Below are 20,904 nucleotides of genomic sequence, written 5' to 3'. Positions count from 1 at the left end.
CCTCCGGCGTCGCCAGGTCGTCCCATGACGTTCCGCCGCCGTGCGGTGCGCGCCGTCGCCGCGGCCGGCGCCAATGACGCAGCCGCACTCAGACCTCCAGCGTCGCCAGGTCGCCCTTGGTCTCCAGCCACGCTTTACGATCACCCGCGCGCTTCTTCGCCAGCAGCATGTCCATCAGCCCGCGGGTGGCGAGGTCGTCGTCGTTGGTCAGCTGCACCAGCCGGCGGGTATCGGGATGGATCGCCGATTCGCGCAGCTGCGAGGGGTTCATCTCGCCCAGGCCCTTGAAGCGGGTCACGTTGACATGGCCCTTGATCTTCTCGCGCTCGATCTTCTCCAGCAGCAGGCGCTTTTCTTCTTCATCAAGCGCATAGAACACCTGCTTGCCCACGTCGACGCGGAACAGCGGCGGCATCGCCACGAAGATGTGGCCGGCCGCGACCAGCGCCGGGAAGTGACGCAGGAACAGCGCCGCCAGCAGCGTGGCGATATGCAGGCCGTCGGAATCAGCGTCGGCGAGGATGACGACCTTGCCGTAGCGCAGCCCGGAGATGTCGTCCTTGCCGGGGTCGCAGCCGATGGCGATGGCGAGGTTGTGCACCTCGTCGGAGGCGAGCACCGAGGTGCTCGCCACTTCCCAGGTGTTGAGGATCTTGCCGCGCAGCGGAAGGATCGCCTGGAAATCCTTGTCGCGTGCCTGGCGGGCACTGCCACCGGCCGAATCGCCCTCGACCAGGAACAGTTCGGTGCGCGACAGGTCCTGGCTGATGCAGTCGGCGAGCTTGCCGGGCAGGGCGGGACCCTGGGTGACCTTCTTGCGGACGATCTGCTTCTCGGTCTTCAGGCGCGCGCTGGCGCGTTCGATCGCCAGCTGGGCGATCTTCTCGCCGAGTTCGACGTGCTGGTTGAGCCACAGGCTGAAGGCATCGTGCGCGGCGCCCTCGACGAAGCCCGCGGCCTGGCGCGATGACAGCCGCTCCTTGGTCTGCCCGGAGAACTGCGGGTCGGTCATCTTCATCGACAGCACGAACGACACCCGGTCCCAGACATCCTCGGGAGCAAGCTTCACTCCGCGCGGCAGCAGGTTGCGGAAGTCGCAGAACTCGCGCAGCGCATCGGTGAACCCGGTGCGCAGCCCGTTGACGTGGGTGCCGTGCTGTGCGGTGGGGATCAGGTTGACGTAGCTCTCCTGCACCAGCTCGCCTTCGGGCACCCAGCCCACCGCCCAGTCCGCGGCCTCGGTCTCGCGCGCCAGCCGGCCGACGAACAGCTCCACCGGCAGCACGTCGCGTCCGGCAAGTTCGCCGCGCAGATAGTCGCGCAGGCCATCTTCGTAGTACCAGCTGTCCTGCTCGCCGGTGGCCTCGTCGGTGAGCTTCACCGTCAGGCCGGGGCACAGCACCGCCTTGGCGCGCAGGAGGTGGCGCAGCGCCCGCAGGTTGAATTTCGCGGTGTCGAAGTACTTCGGGTCCGGCCAGAAGCGCACGCGGGTACCGGTGTTCTTTTTTCCGACCGTGCCCACCACCTCGAGCGCGGTGTCGCGATCGCCGTTGCGGAACGTGATGCGGTGTTCCTGGCCATCGCGCTTGATATGCACTTCCACCAGGGTCGACAGCGCATTGACCACGCTCACGCCCACGCCGTGCAGGCCGCCGGAGAAGGTGTAGTTGCGGTTGTTGAATTTTCCGCCCGCGTGCAGGCGGGTGAGGATCAGCTCCACGCCCGGCACGCCCTCCTCGGGATGGATGTCGACCGGCATGCCGCGGCCGTCGTCGGAGACCTCGCAGCTGCCATCCCTGTAGAGGATCACCTCGATACCGCGCGCATGCCCGGCGAGTGCCTCGTCGACGGCGTTGTCGATGACTTCCTGCGCGAGGTGGTTGGGACGCGTGGTGTCGGTGTACATGCCGGGTCGGCGCTTGACCGGATCGAGCCCGGACAGCACTTCGATGTCGGCGGCGTTGTAGCGGTTGTTCATGCGTTGCGGCGACCGGTGAGGCAGTCGCGCATGGTACTGGGCGGCCACGGTTTCGCGCACACGTCCGGCGGTCCAGCACGGAAATCGCTTGCAGTACAACCCGGGTGGACCCGTGTTTTCCGGCCGTTTTCGCCTTTTTTTGTAAGCGGCGGATCGCGGCCGCGTTAAGGGACCGTTGTTCAGTCGGGGGCGGGATTGGCTGTGCTCCTTTGTCGCTGCCGCAGCACGGCACTTCCCGCCGCAAATGCTGCATGACTGCCAAACGGAGACACCTCATGAAAAAGCACAACATCCTCCTGACCGCCCTGGTGGGCGCCGCGCTTGCCTCGCCGCTGGCGTTTGCCCAGGAGGTCGACGAGAGCGCCCTGCGTGACGCCGAGCGTGCCGCGGCGCAGTCCGCCGAGGCCGCGACCGCTGCCGAAGTGCAGGCCGAGCAGTCGGCACTGGACGCCACGCAGCAGGCGGAGCAGGCGCAGATGCAGGCCGACCTCGCCGAGCAGCAGGCCGAAGACAGCGAGCAGGTGCGCGAGGAGCTCGAGGAAGAAGATCCGGCCTGACGCGCCATCGCAGCCGTTCGCGCTGCAACCGGTCGAAGCTGCGGGCGCCATCCAGCGATGGCGCCCGCGCTGTTTCCGGCCGGACAGCGGGCGGTCGGGCGGGCCGTGCCGGCAACCTGTAGAATGGGGCTTTCCAGCGACCGCTGTGCCCATGACTTCCCCTCTGCGTTCCGTCACTCCGCTTGTCTTCGTCACCGGCGGCGTGGTGTCTTCCCTCGGGAAGGGCATCGCCGCCGCCTCGCTTGCCGCCATCCTCGAGGCGCGCGGGTTGCGGGTGACGATGATGAAGCTCGATCCCTACATCAACGTCGATCCGGGCACGATGAGCCCGTTCCAGCATGGCGAGGTGTACGTCACCGACGACGGTGCGGAGACCGACCTCGACCTCGGCCATTACGAGCGCTACGTCAACGTGCGCCTGTCGGGCAAGAACTCGATCACCACCGGCAAGATCTACGAGTCGGTGATCCGCAAGGAGCGCCGCGGCGACTATCTCGGCGCCACCGTGCAGGTGATCCCGCATATCACCGATGCCATCAAGCGCGCCATCGACGAGGCCACCCAGGGCTACGACGTGGCGCTGGTGGAGATCGGCGGCACCGTGGGCGATATCGAATCGCTGCCGTTCCTCGAGGCGATCCGCCAGATCCGCACCGATCGCGGTGGCGAGAAGGCGGTGTTCATGCACCTCACGCTGGTGCCGTACATCGCCGCCGCCGGTGAGCTCAAGACCAAGCCGACCCAGCACTCCGTCAAGGAGCTGCGGTCGATCGGCATCCAGCCCGACATCCTGGTGTGCCGCAGCGAACAGCCTTTGCCCGACGGCGAGCGCCGCAAGATCGCCTCGTTCACCAACGTGCCCGAGCGTGCGGTGGTCTCGGCGGTGGATCTCGACAACATCCACAAGCTGCCGATGTGGCTGCATGCGCAGGGTCTCGACCAGCTGATCGTCGAACGCCTGCAGCTGGGCAACCAGGCCACCGATCCTGCCGACCTGTCGGAATGGATCGACGTGGTCGATGCCGCCGAGAACCCGGTCGACGAGGTCACCATCGCCGTGGTCGGCAAGTACGTCGACCACAAGGACGCCTACAAGTCGGTCGGCGAGGCGCTCAAGCACGGCGGTATCCGCCAGCGCACCCGCGTGAACCTGAAGTGGGTGGAATCGCAGGACCTCGAGCGCCATGGCGCGGGCAAGGTGCTCGAGGGCGTGGACGGCATCCTGGTGCCGGGCGGCTTCGGCGACCGTGGGTTCGAAGGCAAGGTGCTGGCGTCGAAGCACGCACGTGAGACCGGCATTCCGTATTTCGGCATCTGCTACGGCATGCAGGCGGCGGTGGTCGACGTCGCCCGCAACCTCGCCGGGCTCGAGGGTGCCAACAGCACCGAGAACGACCGCCAGACGCCGCATCCGGTGATCGGCCTGATCACCGAATGGCGCACCCGCACCGGCGAGGTCGAGCTGCGCAGCGAGGACTCCGACCTCGGCGGCACCATGCGCCTGGGCCTGCAGGAGCAACGCCTGAAGCCGGGCACGCTGGCGCACCGCATGTACGGCCGCGACGTGGTCGGCGAGCGCCATCGCCACCGCTATGAATTCAACAACCGCTACCGCACCCAGCTTGAGGACGCCGGCCTGGTGATCTCGGCCAAGTCGATGGACGACCTGCTGGTTGAGATGGTGGAGCTGCCCGACCACCCGTGGTTCCTGGCCTGCCAGGCGCATCCGGAGTTCCTGTCCACCCCGCGCACCGGGCATCCGCTGTTCGTCGGCTTCATCCGCGCCGCACGCGACTGCAAGGCGACCGCCGGCGGCACGCGGCTGGAAGAAGCCACCGCATGAGCCGGTTCTGCCACCGATCCACGCGGATCGATGCGGACCAGGAACGGACTCCGTTCACGGGGCCTGCCGTGGCGCGATGTTCCATGCCTGCACCCGCATCTGCTCCATCCGTGTCCATCCGCGCCAGTTCGCGGCAAACAAGGGCTCCCTCATGAACCTCTGTGGATTCGAAGTCGGTCTCGACCAGCCGTTTTTCCTGATCGCCGGCCCCTGCGTCATCGAAAGCGAGCAGCTGCAGCTCGACGTCGCCGGGCAGCTGAAGGAGATCACCGACGCGCTCGGGATCAACTTCATCTTCAAGTCGAGCTTCGACAAGGCCAACCGCACCTCCGGCACCGCGTTCCGCGGCCCGGGCATGGAGGAGGGCCTGCGCGTGCTGGCGGAGGTGAAGCGCCAGATCGGCGTGCCGGTGCTGACCGACGTGCACGAGTACACGCCGATGGACGAGGTCGCCTCGGTCGTCGACGTCCTGCAGACGCCGGCCTTCCTGGTGCGCCAGACCGATTTCATCCGCAAGGTCTGCGCCGCCGGCAAGCCGGTCAACATCAAGAAAGGCCAGTTCCTGTCGCCGTGGGACATGAAGCCGGTCGTCGAGAAGGCGAAGTCCACCGGCAACGAGCAGATCATGGTCTGCGAGCGCGGCGCGAGCTTCGGCTACAACAACCTGGTCAGCGACATGCGCTCGCTGAGCGTGATGCGCGACACCGGCTGCCCGGTGGTGTTCGATGCCACCCACTCGGTGCAGTTGCCCGGCGGACAGGGCAGCTCCAGCGGCGGCCAGCGCGAATTCGTGCCGGTGCTGGCGCGCGCGGCGGTGGCGGTGGGCGTGGCCGGGGTGTTCATGGAAACCCATCCGGATCCGGCCAACGCGCTGTCCGACGGCCCCAACGCGTGGCCGCTGGCGAGCATGCGCGCGCTGCTGGAAACCATGCAGGCACTCGACCGTGTCGCCAAGCAGGGTGGCTTCCTTGAGTCGACCCTGGGCTGAGCCGCACCGCGGGCGCGTGATGCGCGCGCTGGCCGCGCTGGTCGCGGCCGCTGCCGTGTTCGCCGTGCAGGCCCAGCCCGCCGGGTTGCCGGCGGTCACCGCGCCCACCCCCGCCGACACCGCGCCCCTCGACGCCAATGAGTGGAACCGCTTCGCCGTGGCGATCGACGCGCTGCGCGAATGCGTGGAGCGCAGCCGCGACCGCCGCACGCCCGCGCAGGCGGTGGCCACGCTGCAGGCGCTTGACCTTGCCGGCGAGATGCGCGCGCAGGCGCTGCTGCTGCTCCCCGCCGATGCACCGTCGCGCGCCGCACTCGCTGCGGCCGAGGACGACGCGCAGGCGATCATGCGATCCTTCCAGGCGATCTCCGCCTGGGAGCCGTCGCGTCCGATCGACCAGGCGCGCGCACTGGCCTACGTCTACCATTTCGAAGCACAGGCCACCGCAGGCGCCTGCCTGCCGTCGGCCGATTTCCTCTCCAACTACCACAAAGCGCTGAGCTGAAATGAAAATCGCATCCGTCCATGCCCGCGAGATCCTCGACAGCCGCGGCAACCCCACCCTCGAAGCCGAAGTCACCCTGGAGGACGGCAGCTTCGGCCGCGCCGCCGTGCCCTCGGGGGCCTCCACCGGCGCCCGCGAGGCGGTGGAGCTGCGCGATGGCGACAGGACCCGCTACCTGGGCAAGGGCGTCAGCCGCGCGGTCGCCAACGTCAATGGCTCGATCGCCGATGCGCTCAAGGGCTTCGACGCCGCGGACCAGGTCGGCCTCGACCGCCGCCTGATCGACCTCGACGGCACCGAGAACAAGGCCCGGCTGGGTGCGAACGCGCTGCTCGGCGTGTCGATGGCGAACGCGCATGCGGTAGCGGCGGCGAAGAAGATCCCGCTGTGGAAGCTGCTGGCCGGCGACCGCGCCCCGGTGCTGCCGGTGCCGATGATGAACATCATCAACGGCGGTGCGCATGCCGACAACAACGTCGACTTCCAGGAGTTCATGGTGCTGCCGGTGGGCTTCGGCTCGTTCGCCGAATCGCTGCGCGCCGGCACCGAGATCTTCCATGCGTTGAAGGCGGTGCTGAAGGGCCAGGGCCTGTCGACCGCGGTCGGCGACGAAGGCGGCTTCGCGCCGGACTTCCGCAGCAACGTCGAAGCGCTCGACACCATCCTCGAGGCGATCGGCAAGGCCGGCTACAGCGCCGGCGACGACGTGCTGCTGGGCCTGGATGTCGCCTCGAGCGAGTTCCACGACAACGGCAAGTACCACCTGGTCGGCGAGAACAGGCGCCTGACCGGCGAGCAGTTCGTCGACTTCCTCGCCGACTGGGTCGCGCAGTACCCGATCATCACCATCGAGGACGGCATGGCCGAGGACGACTGGGCCGGCTGGAAGCAGCTGACCGAGCGCGTCGGCGACCGCGTGCAGCTGGTGGGCGACGACCTGTTCGTGACCAATCCGCGCATCTTCAAGGAAGGCATCGACTCGAAGACCGCCAATGCGATCCTGATCAAGGTCAACCAGATCGGCACCCTGACCGAGACCCTGGAAGCCATCGCGATGGCCGATGCCGCCAACTACGCGGCGGTGGTCTCGCACCGCTCCGGCGAGACCGAGGACACCACGATCGCCGATATCGCCGTGGCCACCACGGCCACGCAGATCAAGACCGGTTCGCTGTGCCGCAGTGACCGCGTGGCGAAGTACAACCAGCTGCTGCGCATCGAGGAGGCGCTGGGGGCGCAGGCCCGTTTCGCCGGTCGCGACGCGTTCGTCTCGCTCAGGCGCTGACCGGAGCCTTGCATGCGCGTCCTGCGCATCCTGCTGGTACTGCTGGTCGTCCTGCTGGGATGGCTGCAGTACCGGCTGTGGTTCGGCACCGGCGGCAACCGTGACGTGGCCGAACTGCAGGCGCGCGTGGACCAGCAGGCGCGGCAGAACTCCGGGCTGGCCCAGCGCAACGCCGCGCTGGCCGCGGAAGTCGCCGACCTGAAATCTCCCACCGGCGAGGCCGCCGTGGAGGAGCGCGCGCGCAGCGAACTCGGCATGGTGCGCCCCGGGGAGGTCTTCTACCGGGTCGTCGACGCGCCCGCCCCGGCGATCCCGCCAGCGGCACCGCGCGACCCCGCCGACCCGGAGGATCCCGAACCGGGCGAAGCGCCGCTGCAGGAGTCGCCGCTGCCATGAGCCTGGAACATCCGCGCGGGATCTGGGCGGTGGTGCCGGCCGCGGGCAGGGGCACGCGCTTCGGCGGCGAACGCCCCAAGCAGTACCTCGAAGCCGCCGGCCAACTGTTGCTCATGCACACGCTGCGCGCGCTGTTCGCGCATCCGTCGGTGCAGGGCGCGGTGGTGGTACTGGCCGCGGACGATACCCTGTGGCAGGGCTGGCACGAGATCGATGGCCGCCCGCTGCTGACCTGCACGGGTGGCGATTCGCGTGCCGCCTCGGTGCTTGCCGGCCTGCAGGCATTGCCCGCCGACGTGCGCGCCGATGATTTCGTGCTGGTGCACGATGCCGCGCGGCCCAACCTCGCTCTGGCCGATCTCGCCGCGCTGCTCGAACGCGGTCGCGAGGATCCGGTCGGCGCGATCCTCGCCGCGCCGGTGCGCGACACCCTCAAGCGCGCCGGCGACGACGGTGGCATCGACGGCACCGAGCCACGCGAGCGCCTGTGGCGCGCGCTGACCCCGCAGCTGTTCCGCCGCCTGCAACTGTCCCGTGCGCTTGCCGCTGCCGAGGACGCCGGCTTCGCGATCACCGACGAGGCAATGGCGATGGAGCGCCAGGGCGCACGCCCGCTGCTGGTGGAAGGCGCCGAGGACAACTTCAAGATCACCACGCGCGCCGATCTCGAACGCTTCGAGTTCGTGCTGTCACGGCGACGGTAACGCGCGTTCCTGCGGCGGATTTCGCCGATCAACGCGGATGGGTGCCCGCAGCAAACCACGGCGGCGCATGGCAAGCTGCCGCCCGCAATCGACAAAGGACACCACGCACGCCATGCCAGCATTACCTAAGATCCGCATCGGCCAGGGTTACGACGTCCACGCCTTCGGCGAGGGCGACCACGTCGTGGTCGGTGGCGTGCGCATTGCCCACGAGCGCGGCCTGGTCGCGCACAGCGACGGCGACGTCGCCATCCACGCGCTGTGCGACGCGATGCTGGGCGCGCTGGCGCTTGGCGATATCGGCGTGCATTTCCCGCCGTCCGACCCGCAGTGGAAGGGCGCCGACAGCCGCGCGTTCCTGCGCCACTGCAACGCGTTGATCGGTGAGCGTGGCTGGTGCGTCGGCAACGCCGACATCACCGTGATCTGCGAACGGCCGAAGATCGGCCCGCACGCGCAGGCGATGCGCGAGGCGATGGCGTCCGATCTCGGCATCGATGTGGACGCGGTCAGCGTCAAGGCCACCACCAGCGAGAAGATGGGGTTCATCGGTCGCGGCGAAGGCATCGCCGCACAGGCGGTCTGCCTGCTGGTCGCGGCGTGAGCACGGCCGCGCCGCTGCCGTACGCGCTGGGTGGCCCCGTCATCGATGCGCGCATCCGCGCACAGGACGAGGACTTCCGCGTCGACGAGGTCGATGCCTTCGAGGCCAGCGGCGCCGGCGAGCATCTGCTGGTGACCATCGAGAAGCGCGGCATGAACACCGCCTTCGCCGCGCGCGCGCTTGCGGCATGGGCGGGCATCGACGTGGATGCGATCGGTTACGCGGGCCTCAAGGACCGCCACGCGGTCACCCGCCAGCGTTTCACCCTGCATCTGCCCGGTCGCGAGGCGCCGGCGCTCGACACGCTGCAGGTGGAAGGATTGCGGGTGCTCGCGATGCACCGGCACTCGCGCAAGCTGCCGCGCGGCGCGCTGGCCGGCAACGCGTTCGTGCTGGTACTGCGCGACGTGCAGGGCGATCGCGAAGCCGCGCAGGCGCGGCTGGCGGCGATCGCGGCGCGTGGCGTGCCCAACTACTTCGGCGAGCAGCGTTTCGGCCGCGGCGGGTCCAACGTGGCGCAGGCGCTGGCGATGTTCGCTGCCGCCGGCGCCCGGTCGGGGCGGCGCATGCGACGGGAGGAACGTTCGATGCTGCTGTCGGCCGCGCGCTCGGAACTCTTCAACCGCGTGCTCGCCCGGCGTGTCGAACAGGACTGCTGGGACGCCGCGCTCGACGGCGAGGTGTGGATGCTCGACGGCAGTCGCAGCGTGTTCGGCCCGGAACCCATGGACGACGCATTGGCTGCGCGCCTGCAGGCAGGCGATATCCATCCGACCGCACCGCTGTGGGGCCGCGGCGAACCACGCGCGACCGGCGCGGCGCTGCAGCTCGAAGTCGCCGCGCTGGGCGACGATGACGCACTGGCACTGCGCGCCGGGCTCGAACGCGAAGGCCTCAGGCAGGAGCGCCGCGCCACCCGGCTGCGTCCGCAGGGGCTCGCCTGGGACTGGCGCGCCGATGATGTGCTGGAGGTGCGGTTCGCACTGCCGCCCGGTGCATATGCGACCACGGTCTTGCGCGAACTGGCGACCACAGTGGGCACGCTCGACTGAGCGGATCGCGGGTTTCCGGCCGGACCGGCGCGTGCGTGCACCGTCTGTCGGAATATGGGGGCAGGGCACTGGAGCACGATGGCCGTCGGCGTATAAGCGGAGGCGTGGCCCCGCAGGGGCGGGGCAGGAGGAGCCGTCATGCGCACCCTGTATCGCCTGGTCCCGTTGCTGCTGGTCCTCGCGCTCGCCGCCTGTGCCAGCAGCCAGCCGATGGCGCGGTCGTCCGCGCCCACGTCGCAACACAACCTGATGCACGACGACGCCGAGTACATCGGCCGCGTCAATGCGGAAGCGCGACGCCGCGGCCTGCTGGTGCACTGGATCAACCCGCCGCCGAAGAACACCGCCCCGCGCAGCATCGAGTGATCGGGCCGGGCGGCCGCGTGCTGGCGTGACTGGCCCGGCCGCCGTTCGAGCCATGAGCGCCGGTTCCACCGTGGGCTAGCGCGGCCGCAACAGCACCAGCACCGCGCCGGTTCCGCCCTGGGCGGCCGGCGCCGAGTGGTAGGCGATCACATCGCCCCGATGCCGCAGCAGCCGGTCGACCAGGTTCTTGATCACCGGGGTGCCATCGGCGTGCCGGCCCTTGCCGTGGATCACCCGCACGCAGCCGTAACCGTGGTCGCGTGCCTCGCCAAGGAATTGCCGCAGCATCGCCTCGGCCTGGGTGACGTTGGCGAAATGCAGGTCGAGTTCGTCCTGGGCGGCGTACTGTCCGCGCGCCAGCCGCTTGAGCACACGCGGCGGGACATCGTCGCGGCGGTAGCTCAGGCTGTCGCCGGCCAGCAGCCCGGCTTCCAGCGGGCCATCCTCGAGCAGCCTGCGGAATTCGCCACGCGCGTCGATCTCGTCGCGCTCGGCCATGCGCGCGCGCGGACGCGGGCGGGGGCGCTGCAGTCCGGGTGCCGCCGGCTCCGGCGTGTGCTCGCGCACCGGCCCGATCGCCGCACGGAACAGCGCGGCATCGTCGTCGTCAGGCGGTGGCGGTCGATCGGCGGTCACGCGCGCAGTCTATCCCGCTGCGTGCGGTGACCCCCGCGGTCGACTGCACGCCAGACAGAAGCCGTGTGACCCGCTTCAGGCAACGGCATCGGGCGTCCGCGTCCGGGGCGGCAGTGTCCACATCCGCTATCATGTCGCGCATCCATACGATGCGAGGCACGGCAGAGCGGGTTCATGCGAGTACTGGTGAGCAACGATGACGGCGTGGACGCGCCGGGCATCCGCATCCTTGCCGAGGGCCTGCGTGGCGCCGGCCACGACGTCCTGATCGTCGCCCCCGACCGCGACCGCTCCGGCGCCAGCAATTCGCTGACGCTCGACATGCCGCTGCGGGTGATCCAGGTCGACGACACCACCTGGCGCGTGCACGGCACGCCCACCGATTGCGTGCACGTGGCGATCACCGGGATGCTCGAGATCGAGCCCGACATCGTGGTCTCCGGCATCAACAACACCGCCAACCTCGGCGATGACGTCATCTATTCCGGCACCGTGGCCGCGGCGATGGAAGGGCGCTTCCTGGGCCTGCCCGCGGTGGCGATGTCGCTGGTCACCCGCGACCACGTCGGCCAACACTACGAGACCGCCGCGCGCGCCGCGGTCGAGATCGTCGAGCGCCTGAAGGCGGATCCGCTGCCGGCCGACACCATCCTCAACGTCAACGTGCCCGACCTGCCATGGTCGGAGGTCGCCGGTTTCGAAGTCACCCGCCTGGGCAACCGCCACCGCGCCGAGCCCTGCGTACCGCTGGAAGACCCGCGCGGGCGCATGTGGTGGTGGATCGGCCCGGCCGGCGCCGAGCTCGATGCCGGCCCCGGCACCGATTTCCACGCCGTGCGCACCGGCAACATCGCGATCACCCCGATCCACGTCGACCTCACGCGCTACCAGGCGCTCGAGCAGGTGGCGAGCTGGGTCGGCGGGCTCGCCGACGAACTGCGGAACGGCAGGTCATGATGACCCCGCGCCTGCGCCTGCAGCCCGAGGCCCTCGGGGTCGGCATGACCTCGCAGCGCGTGCGCGACCGCCTGATCGAGCGTCTGCGCGACGATGGCATCGCCGACGAGCGCGTGCTCAACGCGATCCGCACCGTGCCACGCCACCTGTTCGTCGACGAGGCGCTGGCCACCCGCGCCTACGAGGACACCGCGCTGCCCATCGGCCATGGCCAGACCATCTCGCAGCCGTGGGTGGTCGCGCGCATGACCGAGGTGCTGCTGGAGACCGCGATGCCGCAGAAGGTGCTCGAGATCGGCACCGGCTCCGGCTACCAGGCGGCGATCCTCGCCGCGCTCGGCGTCGAGGTGCACACCGTCGAGCGCATCGGCGAACTGCTGCGCATCGCCCGCAAGCGCTTCCGCTCGCTGGGCCTCAACGTGCGCAGCAAACACGACGACGGGCGCATCGGCTGGGCGGAGAACGGCCCGTTCGACGGCATCATCGTGACCGCCGCTGCGCCCGCGCTGGTCGATGCGCTGACCGCGCAGCTGGCACCCGGCGGCGTGCTGGTCGCGCCGGTGGGCGGCAGTGGCGGGCAGACGCTGGTGCGCCTGCGCCGGCTCGCCGACGACAGCATCGAGCGCACCGACCTCGCGCCCGTGAGTTTCGTTCCGCTGCTGTCGGGCGTGCTCGGCTGAGCATGTCGCCGCCGCGTTCATCCGCGTCACGGCACTCTTCGGCGCGCCCGCCTTCCATCCGCCATCGCCGTGAGGACAACGCCCTGATGCCACGCCACGCCATCCGGATCATCGCCACCATCGCGGTGCTCGCCCTGTTGAGCGCGTGCGGCAGCAGCCGGGTGGTGCGCGAAGGCGGCAGCGGCCCGGTGCGGCCGGGGAGCTCGGTGCCGCGTCCCGGGCAGTCGGTGACCGTGCAGCGCGGTGACACCCTGTACCGCATCGCCACCAGCAACGGCGTCAGCGCCCTCGACCTCGCGACCTGGAACGGCATCGCCGCTCCGTACACGATCTATCCCGGCCAACGGCTTCGGCTGTATCCGGGGGGCGCCACCGCATCGCGTCCGTCGCCCACGCAGGGCAGCGGCACCACGCGTCCGTCGTCGGGCACCGCGGCCACGCCACCTCCGGCCCCGGTGCGCAGCAATATCGCCTGGCGCTGGCCGGCCGACGGCCAGCTGATCAGCCGCTTCACCGAGGGCGATCCGACCAGGCAGGGCATCGGCATCGCCGGTACCGGTGGCCAGGCGGTGCGCGCCGCCGGCGACGGCGTGGTGGTGTATTCGGGTTCCGGCCTGGTCGGCTATGGCGAGCTGATCATCGTCAAGCACGACGACAACTGGCTCTCCGCCTATGGCCACAACCGCTCGCGGCTGGTCAATGAGGGCGAGCGCGTGCGCGTCGGGCAGCAGATCGCCGAGATGGGCCGCAGCGGCGCCGCGCGCGACATGCTGCACTTCGAGATCCGCCACAACGGGCGGCCGGTGGATCCGCTGTCGTACCTGCCGCGACGCTGAAGCCGCGGCGGCCGGTTCACCCGGCGGAGAGCACGAACGCGGCCACCACCCGGCGGCCTTCGCCGGCCAGCACCTGGTAGGTGCGCGCCACCGCGTCGTTGGTCATCGTGTCCATGCCGATTCCGCGCGCCAGGCACGCGGCCAGCACCTGGGCCGGCGGAAACACCTGGCGGTCGCCCGACCCCAGCAGCACCACTTCGGGATCGAGGGCCAGCACGGCCTCGAGGTCCGCCACGGTCAGTGCATCCACCGATGCCACGCCCCACTCCTCCACCAGCGCATCCGGCGCGACGATGAAGCTGCGCTCCAGGCGACGGTCGTTGACCAGCGCCGCGCTGCCGTTGGCACCGCGGAGGAAGTAGTCGAAGTCGGGATTTTCGAGGGTCAGCTGCATGGGATCAGCCCGCTGCGATGGAACCGGAACGCTGCCCGGCCGGCGCGGTCAGGCGCGCGGCAGCACGATGCGGCGCTTGTCCTTGGCCGGGCGGTAGAGGATGGCGACGTTGCCGATGCGCTGCACCAGCGCCGCGCCGCTGCCGGCAACCAGCGTATCCACCAGCGCGTCGCGCTCCTCGCGGTCGGCGGCGGCCACCTTCACCTTCAGCAGTTCGTGGTGTTCGAGCAGGCCGTCGAGTTCCGCAAGCAATGGATCGGTGACGCCCTTGCCTCCCACCTGGAGCACGGTGCGCAGTTCGTGCGCCTGGCCGCGCAGGAATCGGATCTGGGAGGCGGTAAGCGCGATACTCATGCAGTGCGGGGGCGGGCGGCTTAAGGGAGCGCAGGGTATCATGCCGGCCCGCCTCCTCCGGACCCGCCGGCGCCCCGCGCCGCCGTCCCCATGCCCTCGCGCAGCAAAAGCAGTCAACGCTGGCTCAAGGAACACTTCTCCGATCCGTTCGTGAAGCGGGCGCAGTCGGAGGGCATGCGCTCGCGCGCGGCCTACAAGCTGGAGGAGCTGGTGGAGCGGGACCGCCTGCTCAAGCCGGGGATGACCGTGGTCGATCTCGGCGCCGCACCCGGCGGCTGGTCGCAATGGGTCCGCCAGGCACTCGGCGACAGCGGCCGGGTCATCGCCCTGGACATCCTCGAGATGCCGCCGCTGGCCGGCGTCGAGTTTCTTCATGGGGATTTCAGGGAGGATGCGGTGTTATCGGCCCTCGAGGCCATGCTCGATGGTCGCCCGGTAGACCTTGTGTTGTCGGACATGGCCCCCAACAAGAGCGGTATGGACGCCGTCGACCAGCCCCGCGCGATGCACCTGGCCGAGCTGGCGACGACATTCGCCGACGACCACCTGCGCCCCGGTGGCACCTTCCTCATCAAGCTGTTCCAGGGCGTGGGTTTCGACGATTACGTCCGTGACCTGCGCCGCCGCTACGACAGGCTCGCCATCCGCAAGCCGGCGGCATCGCGGCAGCGCTCGCCCGAGGTCTACGCGCTCGCGCAGGGAAAGCGCGCGGTGATGAAGTGAACGGCGGGACGGCACGTTGCGTCCTGCGCCGGGGCGAGGCGACCGGCGGTAGTAACATCGGCCGGCGACACGCGGTTCCACCGCTCAATTTCGGAATGCAGACAACTCCATGAACGATCTCGTCAAGAATCTGATGCTCTGGGTGATCGTCGCCGTCGTACTGATGGTGGTGTTCCAGAGTTTCAGCCCGCGCACGGTGGGTACCCAGGAAGTCGTGTACTCGCAGTTCATGGAGGAAGTGCGGCGCGACCGCGTCAACAAGGTCGACATCGCCGAGGACGAGCGCACGATCAGTTTCGAGCGCGCCGACGGCTCGCGCGGCACGGTGATCGCGCCGCGTCGCGACGAAGGCCTGATGAACGACCTGATCAACCACGGGGTCGAGATCCGCCAGGCGCCGCCGTCGAGCGGGCCGTCGCTGCTCTACATCCTGATCAACTTCCTGCCGGTGCTGCTGATCATCGGGTTCTTCCTGTTCATGATGCGGCAGATGCAGCAGGGCGGCGGCAAGGGCGCGATGTCCTTCGGCAAGTCGCGCGCGAAGCTGCTGTCCGAGGACCAGACCAAGGTCACCTTTGCCGACGTCGCCGGTTGCGACGAGGCCAAGGAGGAAGTGTCGGAGCTGGTCGAGTTCCTGCGTGATCCGTCGCGCTTCCAGCGCCTCGGCGGCAAGATCCCGCGCGGCGTGCTGATGGTCGGCCCGCCGGGCACCGGCAAGACCCTGCTCGCCAAGGCGATTGCGGGCGAGGCCAAGGTGCCGTTCTTCTCGATCTCGGGTTCCGACTTCGTCGAGATGTTCGTCGGCGTCGGTGCCAGCCGCGTGCGCGACATGTTCGAGCAGGCCAAGAAGCAGGCGCCGTGCATCATCTTCATCGACGAGATCGACGCCGTCGGCCGCCATCGCGGCGCCGGCCTCGGCGGCGGTCATGACGAGCGCGAGCAGACGCTCAACCAGCTGCTGGTGGAGATGGACGGTTTCGAGGGCGGCGAGGGCGTGATCGTGATCGCCGCGACCAACCGCCCCGACGTGCTCGACCCCGCGCTGCTGCGCCCGGGCCGCTTCGACCGCCAGGTCGTGGTGGGCCTGCCCGACGTCAAGGGCCGCGAGCAGATCCTCAAGGTGCACATGCGCAAAGTGCCGCTCGACGAGGACGTCGATGCGCTGATCGTGGCGCGCGGCACGCCTGGCTTCTCCGGTGCCGATCTCGCCAACCTGGTCAACGAGGCGGCGCTGTTCGCCGCGCGCGAGAACGCGAAGGAAGTCCGCATGGACCACTTCGACCGTGCCCGCGACAAGATCCTGATGGGTGCCGAGCGCCGTTCGATGGCGATGAGCGAGGAAGAGAAGACCCTCACCGCCTACCACGAGGCCGGCCACGCCATCGTCGGCCGCCTGGTGCCCGAGCACGACCCGGTCTACAAGGTCACCATCATTCCGCGCGGCCGCGCGCTGGGCGTGACCATGTACCTGCCCGAAGGCGACAAGTACTCGATGAACAAGGTCGCGATCGAGTCGCAGCTGTGCTCGCTGTATGGCGGCCGCGTTGCCGAGGAGCTGATCTTCGGCGAGGACAAGGTCACCACCGGCGCGTCCAACGACATCGAGCGCGCCACCAAGATGGCCCGCAACATGGTCACCAAGTGGGGCCTGTCGGACGAACTCGGCCCGATCGCCTATGGCGAGGAGGACGACGAGGTGTTCCTGGGCCGCTCGGTCACCCAGCACAAGAGCGTGTCGGACGACACCGCGCGGCGCATCGACGAGGTGGTGCGTTCGATCCTCGACAAGGCCTACGCCCGCACCACCGAGATCCTCACCGCCAACATCGACAAGCTGCATGCGATGTCGAAGCTGCTGCTCGAGTACGAGACCATCGACGTGCCGCAGATCGACGCGATCATGGAAGGTCGCGAGCCGCCGCCGCCGATGGGCTGGGGCAAGTCCGGCCGCGGTGGCGATGATGGCGATGGCCGTGGTGGCGAGACGCGCCCGGTGCCGCCGATCGGCGGGGCTGCCGAGCAGACCTGAGCGGAGGCTGCACGCAGCCGCGAACCGTGACTTTCACGGTTGCATCACGCAGGGCAAAAGGCCAGAGTCGACCTCTGGCCTTTCTGCCATCTGGAGCATGCGCATGAGCAACGACGAAGCGGTCATGGATCCCATGTGGCTGGTCCTGGGCCTGCTGCTGGGCGCGGCACTGGGCTGGTTCGCCGGCAATATCGTGCTGGGCATGGTGTTCGGCCTTCCGTGCGGGATCATGGCCGGGGTGGTGGCGCGCAGCCGCCGCCTGCGCCGCATCGAACCGACCCGCTCCGGCGTCGCACGGCGGCGCTGATGTTCGACACCGTCGCGCAGCTCGACTGCCGCGGCCGCGTGCTGCGGCTCGATCGCCCGCAGGTGATGGGCATCGTCAACGTCACCCCGGATTCGTTCTCCGATGGTGGCCGCCACGACGAGGTCGAGGCCGCCGTCGCGCACGGACTTAAGCTGGTGGAGGAGGGTGCGGACGTCCTCGACATCGGCGGCGAGTCGACCCGCCCCGGGGCCGCTGGTGTCCCGGTGGAGGAGGAACTCCGCCGCGTGCTGCCGGTGATCGAGCAGCTGCATGCGCGCACCAGCGTGCCGATCAGCATCGACACCTCGAAGCCGGAGGTCATGCGCGCCGCGGTCGCCGCCGGCGCCGGCATCATCAACGATGTCTACGGCCTGCGCCGCGAGGGCGCGCTCGACGCCGCGGCGCAAACCGGCGCGGTCGTGGTGCTGATGCACATGCTCGGCGAGCCGCGATCGATGCAGGACGCACCGCACTACGACGATGTGGTCGGCGACGTGCACCGCTTCCTTGCCGAGCGCATCTTCGCCGCCGAGATGGCCGGCATCGAGCGCAGGCGCATCGTCGTCGATCCGGGCTTCGGCTTCGGCAAGACCCTCGAGCACAACCTCACGCTGCTGGCGCGGCTGGAGAAGTTCCTCGAGCTGGGCGTTCCGGTGCTGGCGGGGCTGTCGCGCAAGCGCAGCATCGGCGAACTCACCGGCCGCGAGGTGCCCGACGCGCGCGTGGCCGGTTCGGTGGCCGCGCACCTGATCGCCGCGCAGCGTGGTGCGCTGCTGCTGCGCGTGCATGACGTCGCGGCCACCGTCGATGCGCTGAAGGTCTGGAACGCGGTGGCCGCGGTGCCGATGCCGCGCGGTGGGTCGCCGGCAGCACCGGCGATCCGCTGGCCGGACGAGCTCTGATCCGCAGCGCACTCAGCGCGGAAAACGCTTGACAGATCGCGGTGTTGCCGCGATCCGCATCTCGCAGGTGCACTGGTCAATTCTTGACCACGACGGCGCGCGGCCGCGCTGCTGCAGGGCCGTTCGATGTTGTCCACAGGCTGTCCCGGACGCTTGTCCACAGGCTCTGTGCATAAGCGCACCGCGCCGGCACCAGCCCGAACGACATATGACCCGGCCGGGCGTGGTGCGCTAGGCTGGCGCGCTTGCCGTGGGCCCACGGCATGTCCTGCTACATCCGGGGGAAACCGCGTGCTCAGAGCCAACACACCCACCATCGTCATGTTCCTCGTGTACCTCGCGGCGATGGTCGTGATCGGGATCGCCGCCTGGCGTTCGACCAGGAACTTCGACGACTACATCCTCGGCGGCCGCAGCCTTGGGCCGGGCGTGACCGCGTTGTCGGCGGGTGCCTCGGACATGAGCGGCTGGCTGCTGATGGGCCTGCCCGGCGCGATCTTTCTCAGTGGCCTGTCGGAGTCGTGGATCGCCATCGGCCTGATCCTCGGTGCGTGGCTCAACTGGCGCTACGTGGCGGGGCCGTTGCGCGTGTACACCGAGCGCACCGGCAACGCACTGACCCTGCCGGACTTCTTCACCAACCGCTTCGAGGACCACAGCCGCATCCTGCGCGTGTTCACCGCGGTGGTGATCCTGGTGTTCTTCGCGATCTACTGCGCCTCCGGCGTGGTGGCCGGTGCGCGGCTGTTCGAGAGCGTGTTCGGGCTCGGCTATGCCGAGGCGATCTGGTGGGGGGCGTCGGTCACCGTGCTCTACACCCTGATCGGCGGCTTCCTCGCGGTGAGCTGGACCGACGTGGTGCAGGGCATGCTGATGCTGTTCGCGCTGCTGCTGGCGCCGGTGCTGGTGTTCATGCACACCGGCGGCTTCGAGGCCAGCATCGATCTCATCCGCGTGCAGGACCCGCTGCATCTCGACTGGTTCCGCGGCGGCCAGCTGGGCCTGGTCGGCATCATCTCGCTGCTGGCCTGGGCGCTGGGCTACTTCGGCCAGCCGCACATCCTGGTGCGCTTCATGGCCGCGCAGAGCGTCGAGACGATCCCGTCCGCGCGGCGCATCGCCATGGGCTGGATGCTGCTGTGCCTGGCCGGCTCGGTGATCGTGGGCTTCCTTGGCATCGCCTACTTCCAGGCGCATCCGGATCAGGCCGGCCCGGTGGCCGCCAACCCGGAGCGGGTGTTCATCACCCTGGTGGAACTGCTGTTCAACCCCTGGGTGGCCGGGCTGATCCTCGCCGCGATCCTCGCCGCGGTGATGAGCACGCTGTCGAGCCAGCTGCTGGTCTGCGCCAGCGTGCTGTCGGAGGACTTCTACCGCGGCTTCCTGCGCAAGGCGGCCTCGCAGCGCGAGCTGGTGTGGGTCGGCCGCTCGGCGGTGCTGCTGGTGTCGATGGTGGCGATCTGGATCGCCCGCGACCCCGACAGCCGCGTGCTCGGGCTGGTGTCCTACGCCTGGGCGGGCTTCGGTTCGGCGTTCGGCCCGGTGCTGCTGCTGTCGCTGTTCTGGCAGCGGATGACCCGCAACGGCGCGGTGGCGGGCATGGTCGCGGGTGCGGTCATGGTGATCTTCTGGAAGGAGATCATGGTCAACCGGTTGGACTCCGGCCTGTACGAGATGATCCCGGGTTTCATCGCCGGCACCGTCGCGGCGATCGTGGTCAGCCTGCTCGGTCCGGCGCCGGGGGCCGAGGTGCAGGCCCGCCACATGCAGGTGCGCGCGTCGCTGCGCGAAACCGGGCACTGACGCCGGGCCATGTCCGCTCACGACCGCCGCCCACCCGCGCTTGCGATCATGGGCCCGACCGCGTCGGGCAAGACCGCGCTGGCGCTGGAACTGGCCGAGCGCCATGGCGGCGAGATCGTCAGCGTGGATTCCGCGCTGGTCTATCGCGGCCTCGACATCGGCGCGGCGAAGCCCGACGCCGCCGAGCAGGCGCGGGTGCCGCACCACATGCTCGACCTGCGCGAGCCGTGGCAGGGCTACTCCGCGGCCGAGTTCGCCACTGATGCGCGCAGGGCGATCGACGGCATCCTCGCCCGAGGGCGCCTGCCGGTCCTTGCCGGCGGCACCGGGCTGTATTTCCGCGCGCTGCTCGACGGCCTGTCCGACATGCCGCCGGCGGATCCGGCAGTGCGCGCGGAGCTTGGCGGCGAGGCGGCCGTGATCGGCTGGCCGGCCATGCATGCGCGGCTCGCCGACGTGGACCCCGACGCCGCCGCGCGCATCCATGCCACCGACCCGCAGCGCATCCAGCGCGCACTCGAAGTCCACCGCATCAGCGGACGGCCGATCAGCGCATGGCAGCGCGAGCGCCCCACGGGGCCGGGCCTGCCGTGCCGCGTGCAACGGCTTGTGGTGGCGCCCGCCGATCGCAGCGTGCTGCACGCGCGTATCGCCCGGCGCTTCGACGCCATGCTCGCGGCCGGCTTCCTCGACGAGGTGCAGCGGCTGCGTGCACTGCCGCAACTGCGCGCGCATCCCGCGCCGCTGGACCTGCCGGCATTGCGCGCGGTCGGTTACCGGCAGGCCTGGGAGCACCTCGACGGGCTCTGCGATGCCGCCGGCTTCCGCGAGCGCGCCATTGCCGCCACCCGCCAGCTCGCCAAGCGCCAGTACACCTGGCTGCGTGGCGACCCGCACCTGGCCTGGTTCGACCCGGCCACCGATGCGGCTGCTTTGCACGAAGCGGTGGTGCGTGCACTGCAACGCTGAGATGCGTGCTTCCGCACCGCAGGCCCCGGTTTCGCG

General features: G+C 69.6%; 23 protein-coding genes. 19 read left to right on the top strand and 4 right to left on the bottom strand.

The window, feature by feature from the left end:
* Positions 1-88 precede the first annotated feature (88 nt).
* Positions 89-1,978: a DNA topoisomerase IV subunit B gene (gene parE / locus LDO11_RS06425; protein WP_129135392.1), complete on the bottom strand. Its 1,890-nt coding sequence runs from the start codon at positions 1,976-1,978 to the stop codon at positions 89-91.
* Positions 1,979-2,253: 275 nt separating this feature from the next.
* Between parE and LDO11_RS06420 the strand changes: the two genes are divergently transcribed.
* From LDO11_RS06420 to LDO11_RS06375, 10 genes are all read left to right on the top strand, one after another.
* Positions 2,254-2,535, top strand: coding sequence for a hypothetical protein (locus LDO11_RS06420; RefSeq protein WP_129135393.1), 282 nt, complete (start codon positions 2,254-2,256; stop codon positions 2,533-2,535).
* A gap of 151 nt (positions 2,536-2,686) precedes the next feature.
* Positions 2,687-4,378, top strand: coding sequence for a CTP synthase (gene pyrG / locus LDO11_RS06415; RefSeq protein WP_232140793.1), 1,692 nt, complete (start codon positions 2,687-2,689; stop codon positions 4,376-4,378).
* A 151-nt stretch (positions 4,379-4,529) separates the two neighbouring features.
* Entirely contained in the window at positions 4,530-5,366 is an 837-nt protein-coding gene (kdsA, locus tag LDO11_RS06410; protein WP_232140792.1) for a 3-deoxy-8-phosphooctulonate synthase, read from the top strand.
* Positions 5,347-5,871 carry a hypothetical protein gene (locus tag LDO11_RS06405; RefSeq protein ID WP_232140791.1) on the top strand — a complete coding sequence of 175 codons (525 nt, stop codon included), beginning with the start codon at positions 5,347-5,349 and terminating at the stop codon, positions 5,869-5,871. Before kdsA ends, LDO11_RS06405 begins: the two co-directional genes overlap by 20 nt.
* Before the next feature lies 1 nt (position 5,872).
* A complete protein-coding gene (eno, locus tag LDO11_RS06400) occupies positions 5,873-7,156 on the top strand; it encodes a phosphopyruvate hydratase (protein ID WP_232140790.1) in 1,284 nt (427 codons plus the stop codon).
* 12 nt (positions 7,157-7,168) lie between these two features.
* Positions 7,169-7,552 carry a cell division protein FtsB gene (gene ftsB, locus LDO11_RS06395; protein ID WP_129135398.1) on the top strand — a complete coding sequence of 128 codons (384 nt, stop codon included), beginning with the start codon at positions 7,169-7,171 and terminating at the stop codon, positions 7,550-7,552.
* The gene (gene ispD / locus LDO11_RS06390) at positions 7,549-8,256 is read left to right on the top strand and encodes a 2-C-methyl-D-erythritol 4-phosphate cytidylyltransferase (protein ID WP_129135399.1); all 708 of its coding nucleotides are present in this window, start codon (positions 7,549-7,551) and stop codon (positions 8,254-8,256) included. The genes ftsB and ispD overlap by 4 nt, the downstream gene beginning before the upstream one ends.
* 112 nt (positions 8,257-8,368) lie before the next feature.
* A complete protein-coding gene (gene ispF, locus LDO11_RS06385) occupies positions 8,369-8,860 on the top strand; it encodes a 2-C-methyl-D-erythritol 2,4-cyclodiphosphate synthase (protein WP_232140789.1) in 492 nt (163 codons plus the stop codon).
* Entirely contained in the window at positions 8,857-9,912 is a 1,056-nt protein-coding gene (gene truD, locus LDO11_RS06380; protein WP_129135401.1) for a tRNA pseudouridine(13) synthase TruD, read from the top strand. Before ispF ends, truD begins: the two co-directional genes overlap by 4 nt.
* A 138-nt stretch (positions 9,913-10,050) precedes the next feature.
* Positions 10,051-10,278, top strand: a complete 228-nt coding sequence (locus LDO11_RS06375) for a hypothetical protein (RefSeq protein WP_129135402.1) — start codon at positions 10,051-10,053, stop codon at positions 10,276-10,278.
* Between the two features lie 75 nt (positions 10,279-10,353).
* Here the strand turns inward: LDO11_RS06375 and LDO11_RS06370 are convergent, their stop codons facing one another.
* Positions 10,354-10,914: a Smr/MutS family protein gene (locus LDO11_RS06370; RefSeq protein WP_232140788.1), complete on the bottom strand. Its 561-nt coding sequence runs from the start codon at positions 10,912-10,914 to the stop codon at positions 10,354-10,356.
* 174 nt (positions 10,915-11,088) lie between these two features.
* Here LDO11_RS06370 and surE point away from each other — a divergent pair, with 174 nt between their 5' ends.
* The 3 genes from surE (at position 11,089) to LDO11_RS06355 (ending at position 13,387) form a co-directional block, all read left to right on the top strand.
* Entirely contained in the window at positions 11,089-11,871 is a 783-nt protein-coding gene (gene surE, locus LDO11_RS06365; protein ID WP_129135404.1) for a 5'/3'-nucleotidase SurE, read from the top strand.
* Positions 11,871-12,551, top strand: a complete 681-nt coding sequence (locus LDO11_RS06360) for a protein-L-isoaspartate(D-aspartate) O-methyltransferase (RefSeq protein ID WP_129137210.1) — start codon at positions 11,871-11,873, stop codon at positions 12,549-12,551. The genes surE and LDO11_RS06360 overlap by 1 nt, the downstream gene beginning before the upstream one ends.
* Positions 12,552-12,637: 86 nt before the next feature.
* A complete protein-coding gene (locus tag LDO11_RS06355) occupies positions 12,638-13,387 on the top strand; it encodes a peptidoglycan DD-metalloendopeptidase family protein (RefSeq protein WP_232140787.1) in 750 nt (249 codons plus the stop codon).
* 16 nt (positions 13,388-13,403) lie between these two features.
* Here the strand turns inward: LDO11_RS06355 and LDO11_RS06350 are convergent, their stop codons facing one another.
* Positions 13,404-13,781 carry an Mth938-like domain-containing protein gene (locus LDO11_RS06350; RefSeq protein ID WP_232140786.1) on the bottom strand — a complete coding sequence of 126 codons (378 nt, stop codon included), beginning with the start codon at positions 13,779-13,781 and terminating at the stop codon, positions 13,404-13,406.
* A gap of 48 nt (positions 13,782-13,829) precedes the next feature.
* The gene (gene yhbY / locus LDO11_RS06345; RefSeq protein ID WP_232140785.1) at positions 13,830-14,135 is read right to left on the bottom strand and encodes a ribosome assembly RNA-binding protein YhbY; all 306 of its coding nucleotides are present in this window, start codon (positions 14,133-14,135) and stop codon (positions 13,830-13,832) included.
* 90 nt (positions 14,136-14,225) lie between these two features.
* Here yhbY and rlmE point away from each other — a divergent pair, with 90 nt between their 5' ends.
* The 6 genes from rlmE to miaA all read left to right on the top strand — a co-directional run bounded on the left by rlmE (position 14,226) and on the right by miaA (position 20,868).
* Positions 14,226-14,858 carry a 23S rRNA (uridine(2552)-2'-O)-methyltransferase RlmE gene (gene rlmE, locus LDO11_RS06340; RefSeq protein ID WP_232140784.1) on the top strand — a complete coding sequence of 211 codons (633 nt, stop codon included), beginning with the start codon at positions 14,226-14,228 and terminating at the stop codon, positions 14,856-14,858.
* A gap of 109 nt (positions 14,859-14,967) precedes the next feature.
* On the top strand, positions 14,968-16,887 hold the full coding sequence (gene ftsH, locus LDO11_RS06335; RefSeq protein ID WP_232140783.1) for an ATP-dependent zinc metalloprotease FtsH: 1,920 nt from the start codon (positions 14,968-14,970) through the stop codon (positions 16,885-16,887).
* Between the two features lie 103 nt (positions 16,888-16,990).
* Positions 16,991-17,194, top strand: coding sequence for a hypothetical protein (locus LDO11_RS06330; protein ID WP_129135410.1), 204 nt, complete (start codon positions 16,991-16,993; stop codon positions 17,192-17,194).
* Positions 17,194-18,096, top strand: coding sequence for a dihydropteroate synthase (gene folP, locus LDO11_RS06325; protein ID WP_232140782.1), 903 nt, complete (start codon positions 17,194-17,196; stop codon positions 18,094-18,096). Before LDO11_RS06330 ends, folP begins: the two co-directional genes overlap by 1 nt.
* 291 nt (positions 18,097-18,387) lie before the next feature.
* Positions 18,388-19,899, top strand: coding sequence for a sodium/proline symporter PutP (putP, locus tag LDO11_RS06320; protein ID WP_232140781.1), 1,512 nt, complete (start codon positions 18,388-18,390; stop codon positions 19,897-19,899).
* 9 nt (positions 19,900-19,908) lie between these two features.
* Positions 19,909-20,868: a tRNA (adenosine(37)-N6)-dimethylallyltransferase MiaA gene (miaA, locus tag LDO11_RS06315; protein WP_232140780.1), complete on the top strand. Its 960-nt coding sequence runs from the start codon at positions 19,909-19,911 to the stop codon at positions 20,866-20,868.
* Positions 20,869-20,904: the final 36 nt, after the last annotated feature.

Origin of the sequence: Alterluteimonas muca (genome assembly GCF_021191595.1) — a bacterium.
In the GTDB taxonomy this organism is placed as follows: domain Bacteria; phylum Pseudomonadota; class Gammaproteobacteria; order Xanthomonadales; family Xanthomonadaceae; genus Luteimonas; species Luteimonas muca.
The sequence above is the reverse complement of the archived record's forward strand: the minus strand, read 5'-3'. Positions and strand labels throughout refer to the sequence as shown.

Coding starts and splice junctions, on each gene's coding strand:
- surE (WP_129135404.1), top strand. CDS start 11,089: ATGCGAGTACTGGTGAGCAACGATGACGGCGTGGACGCGCCGGGCATC.
- kdsA (WP_232140792.1), top strand. CDS start 4,530: ATGAACCTCTGTGGATTCGAAGTCGGTCTCGACCAGCCGTTTTTCCTG.
- parE (WP_129135392.1), bottom strand. CDS start 1,978: ATGAACAACCGCTACAACGCCGCCGACATCGAAGTGCTGTCCGGGCTC.
- ftsH (WP_232140783.1), top strand. CDS start 14,968: ATGAACGATCTCGTCAAGAATCTGATGCTCTGGGTGATCGTCGCCGTC.
- LDO11_RS06360 (WP_129137210.1), top strand. CDS start 11,871: ATGACCCCGCGCCTGCGCCTGCAGCCCGAGGCCCTCGGGGTCGGCATG.
- LDO11_RS06420 (WP_129135393.1), top strand. CDS start 2,254: ATGAAAAAGCACAACATCCTCCTGACCGCCCTGGTGGGCGCCGCGCTT.
- miaA (WP_232140780.1), top strand. CDS start 19,909: ATGTCCGCTCACGACCGCCGCCCACCCGCGCTTGCGATCATGGGCCCG.
- ispF (WP_232140789.1), top strand. CDS start 8,369: ATGCCAGCATTACCTAAGATCCGCATCGGCCAGGGTTACGACGTCCAC.
- ispD (WP_129135399.1), top strand. CDS start 7,549: ATGAGCCTGGAACATCCGCGCGGGATCTGGGCGGTGGTGCCGGCCGCG.
- LDO11_RS06350 (WP_232140786.1), bottom strand. CDS start 13,781: ATGCAGCTGACCCTCGAAAATCCCGACTTCGACTACTTCCTCCGCGGT.
- ftsB (WP_129135398.1), top strand. CDS start 7,169: ATGCGCGTCCTGCGCATCCTGCTGGTACTGCTGGTCGTCCTGCTGGGA.
- LDO11_RS06355 (WP_232140787.1), top strand. CDS start 12,638: ATGCCACGCCACGCCATCCGGATCATCGCCACCATCGCGGTGCTCGCC.
- pyrG (WP_232140793.1), top strand. CDS start 2,687: ATGACTTCCCCTCTGCGTTCCGTCACTCCGCTTGTCTTCGTCACCGGC.
- LDO11_RS06375 (WP_129135402.1), top strand. CDS start 10,051: ATGCGCACCCTGTATCGCCTGGTCCCGTTGCTGCTGGTCCTCGCGCTC.
- yhbY (WP_232140785.1), bottom strand. CDS start 14,135: ATGAGTATCGCGCTTACCGCCTCCCAGATCCGATTCCTGCGCGGCCAG.
- folP (WP_232140782.1), top strand. CDS start 17,194: ATGTTCGACACCGTCGCGCAGCTCGACTGCCGCGGCCGCGTGCTGCGG.
- LDO11_RS06330 (WP_129135410.1), top strand. CDS start 16,991: ATGAGCAACGACGAAGCGGTCATGGATCCCATGTGGCTGGTCCTGGGC.
- eno (WP_232140790.1), top strand. CDS start 5,873: ATGAAAATCGCATCCGTCCATGCCCGCGAGATCCTCGACAGCCGCGGC.
- rlmE (WP_232140784.1), top strand. CDS start 14,226: ATGCCCTCGCGCAGCAAAAGCAGTCAACGCTGGCTCAAGGAACACTTC.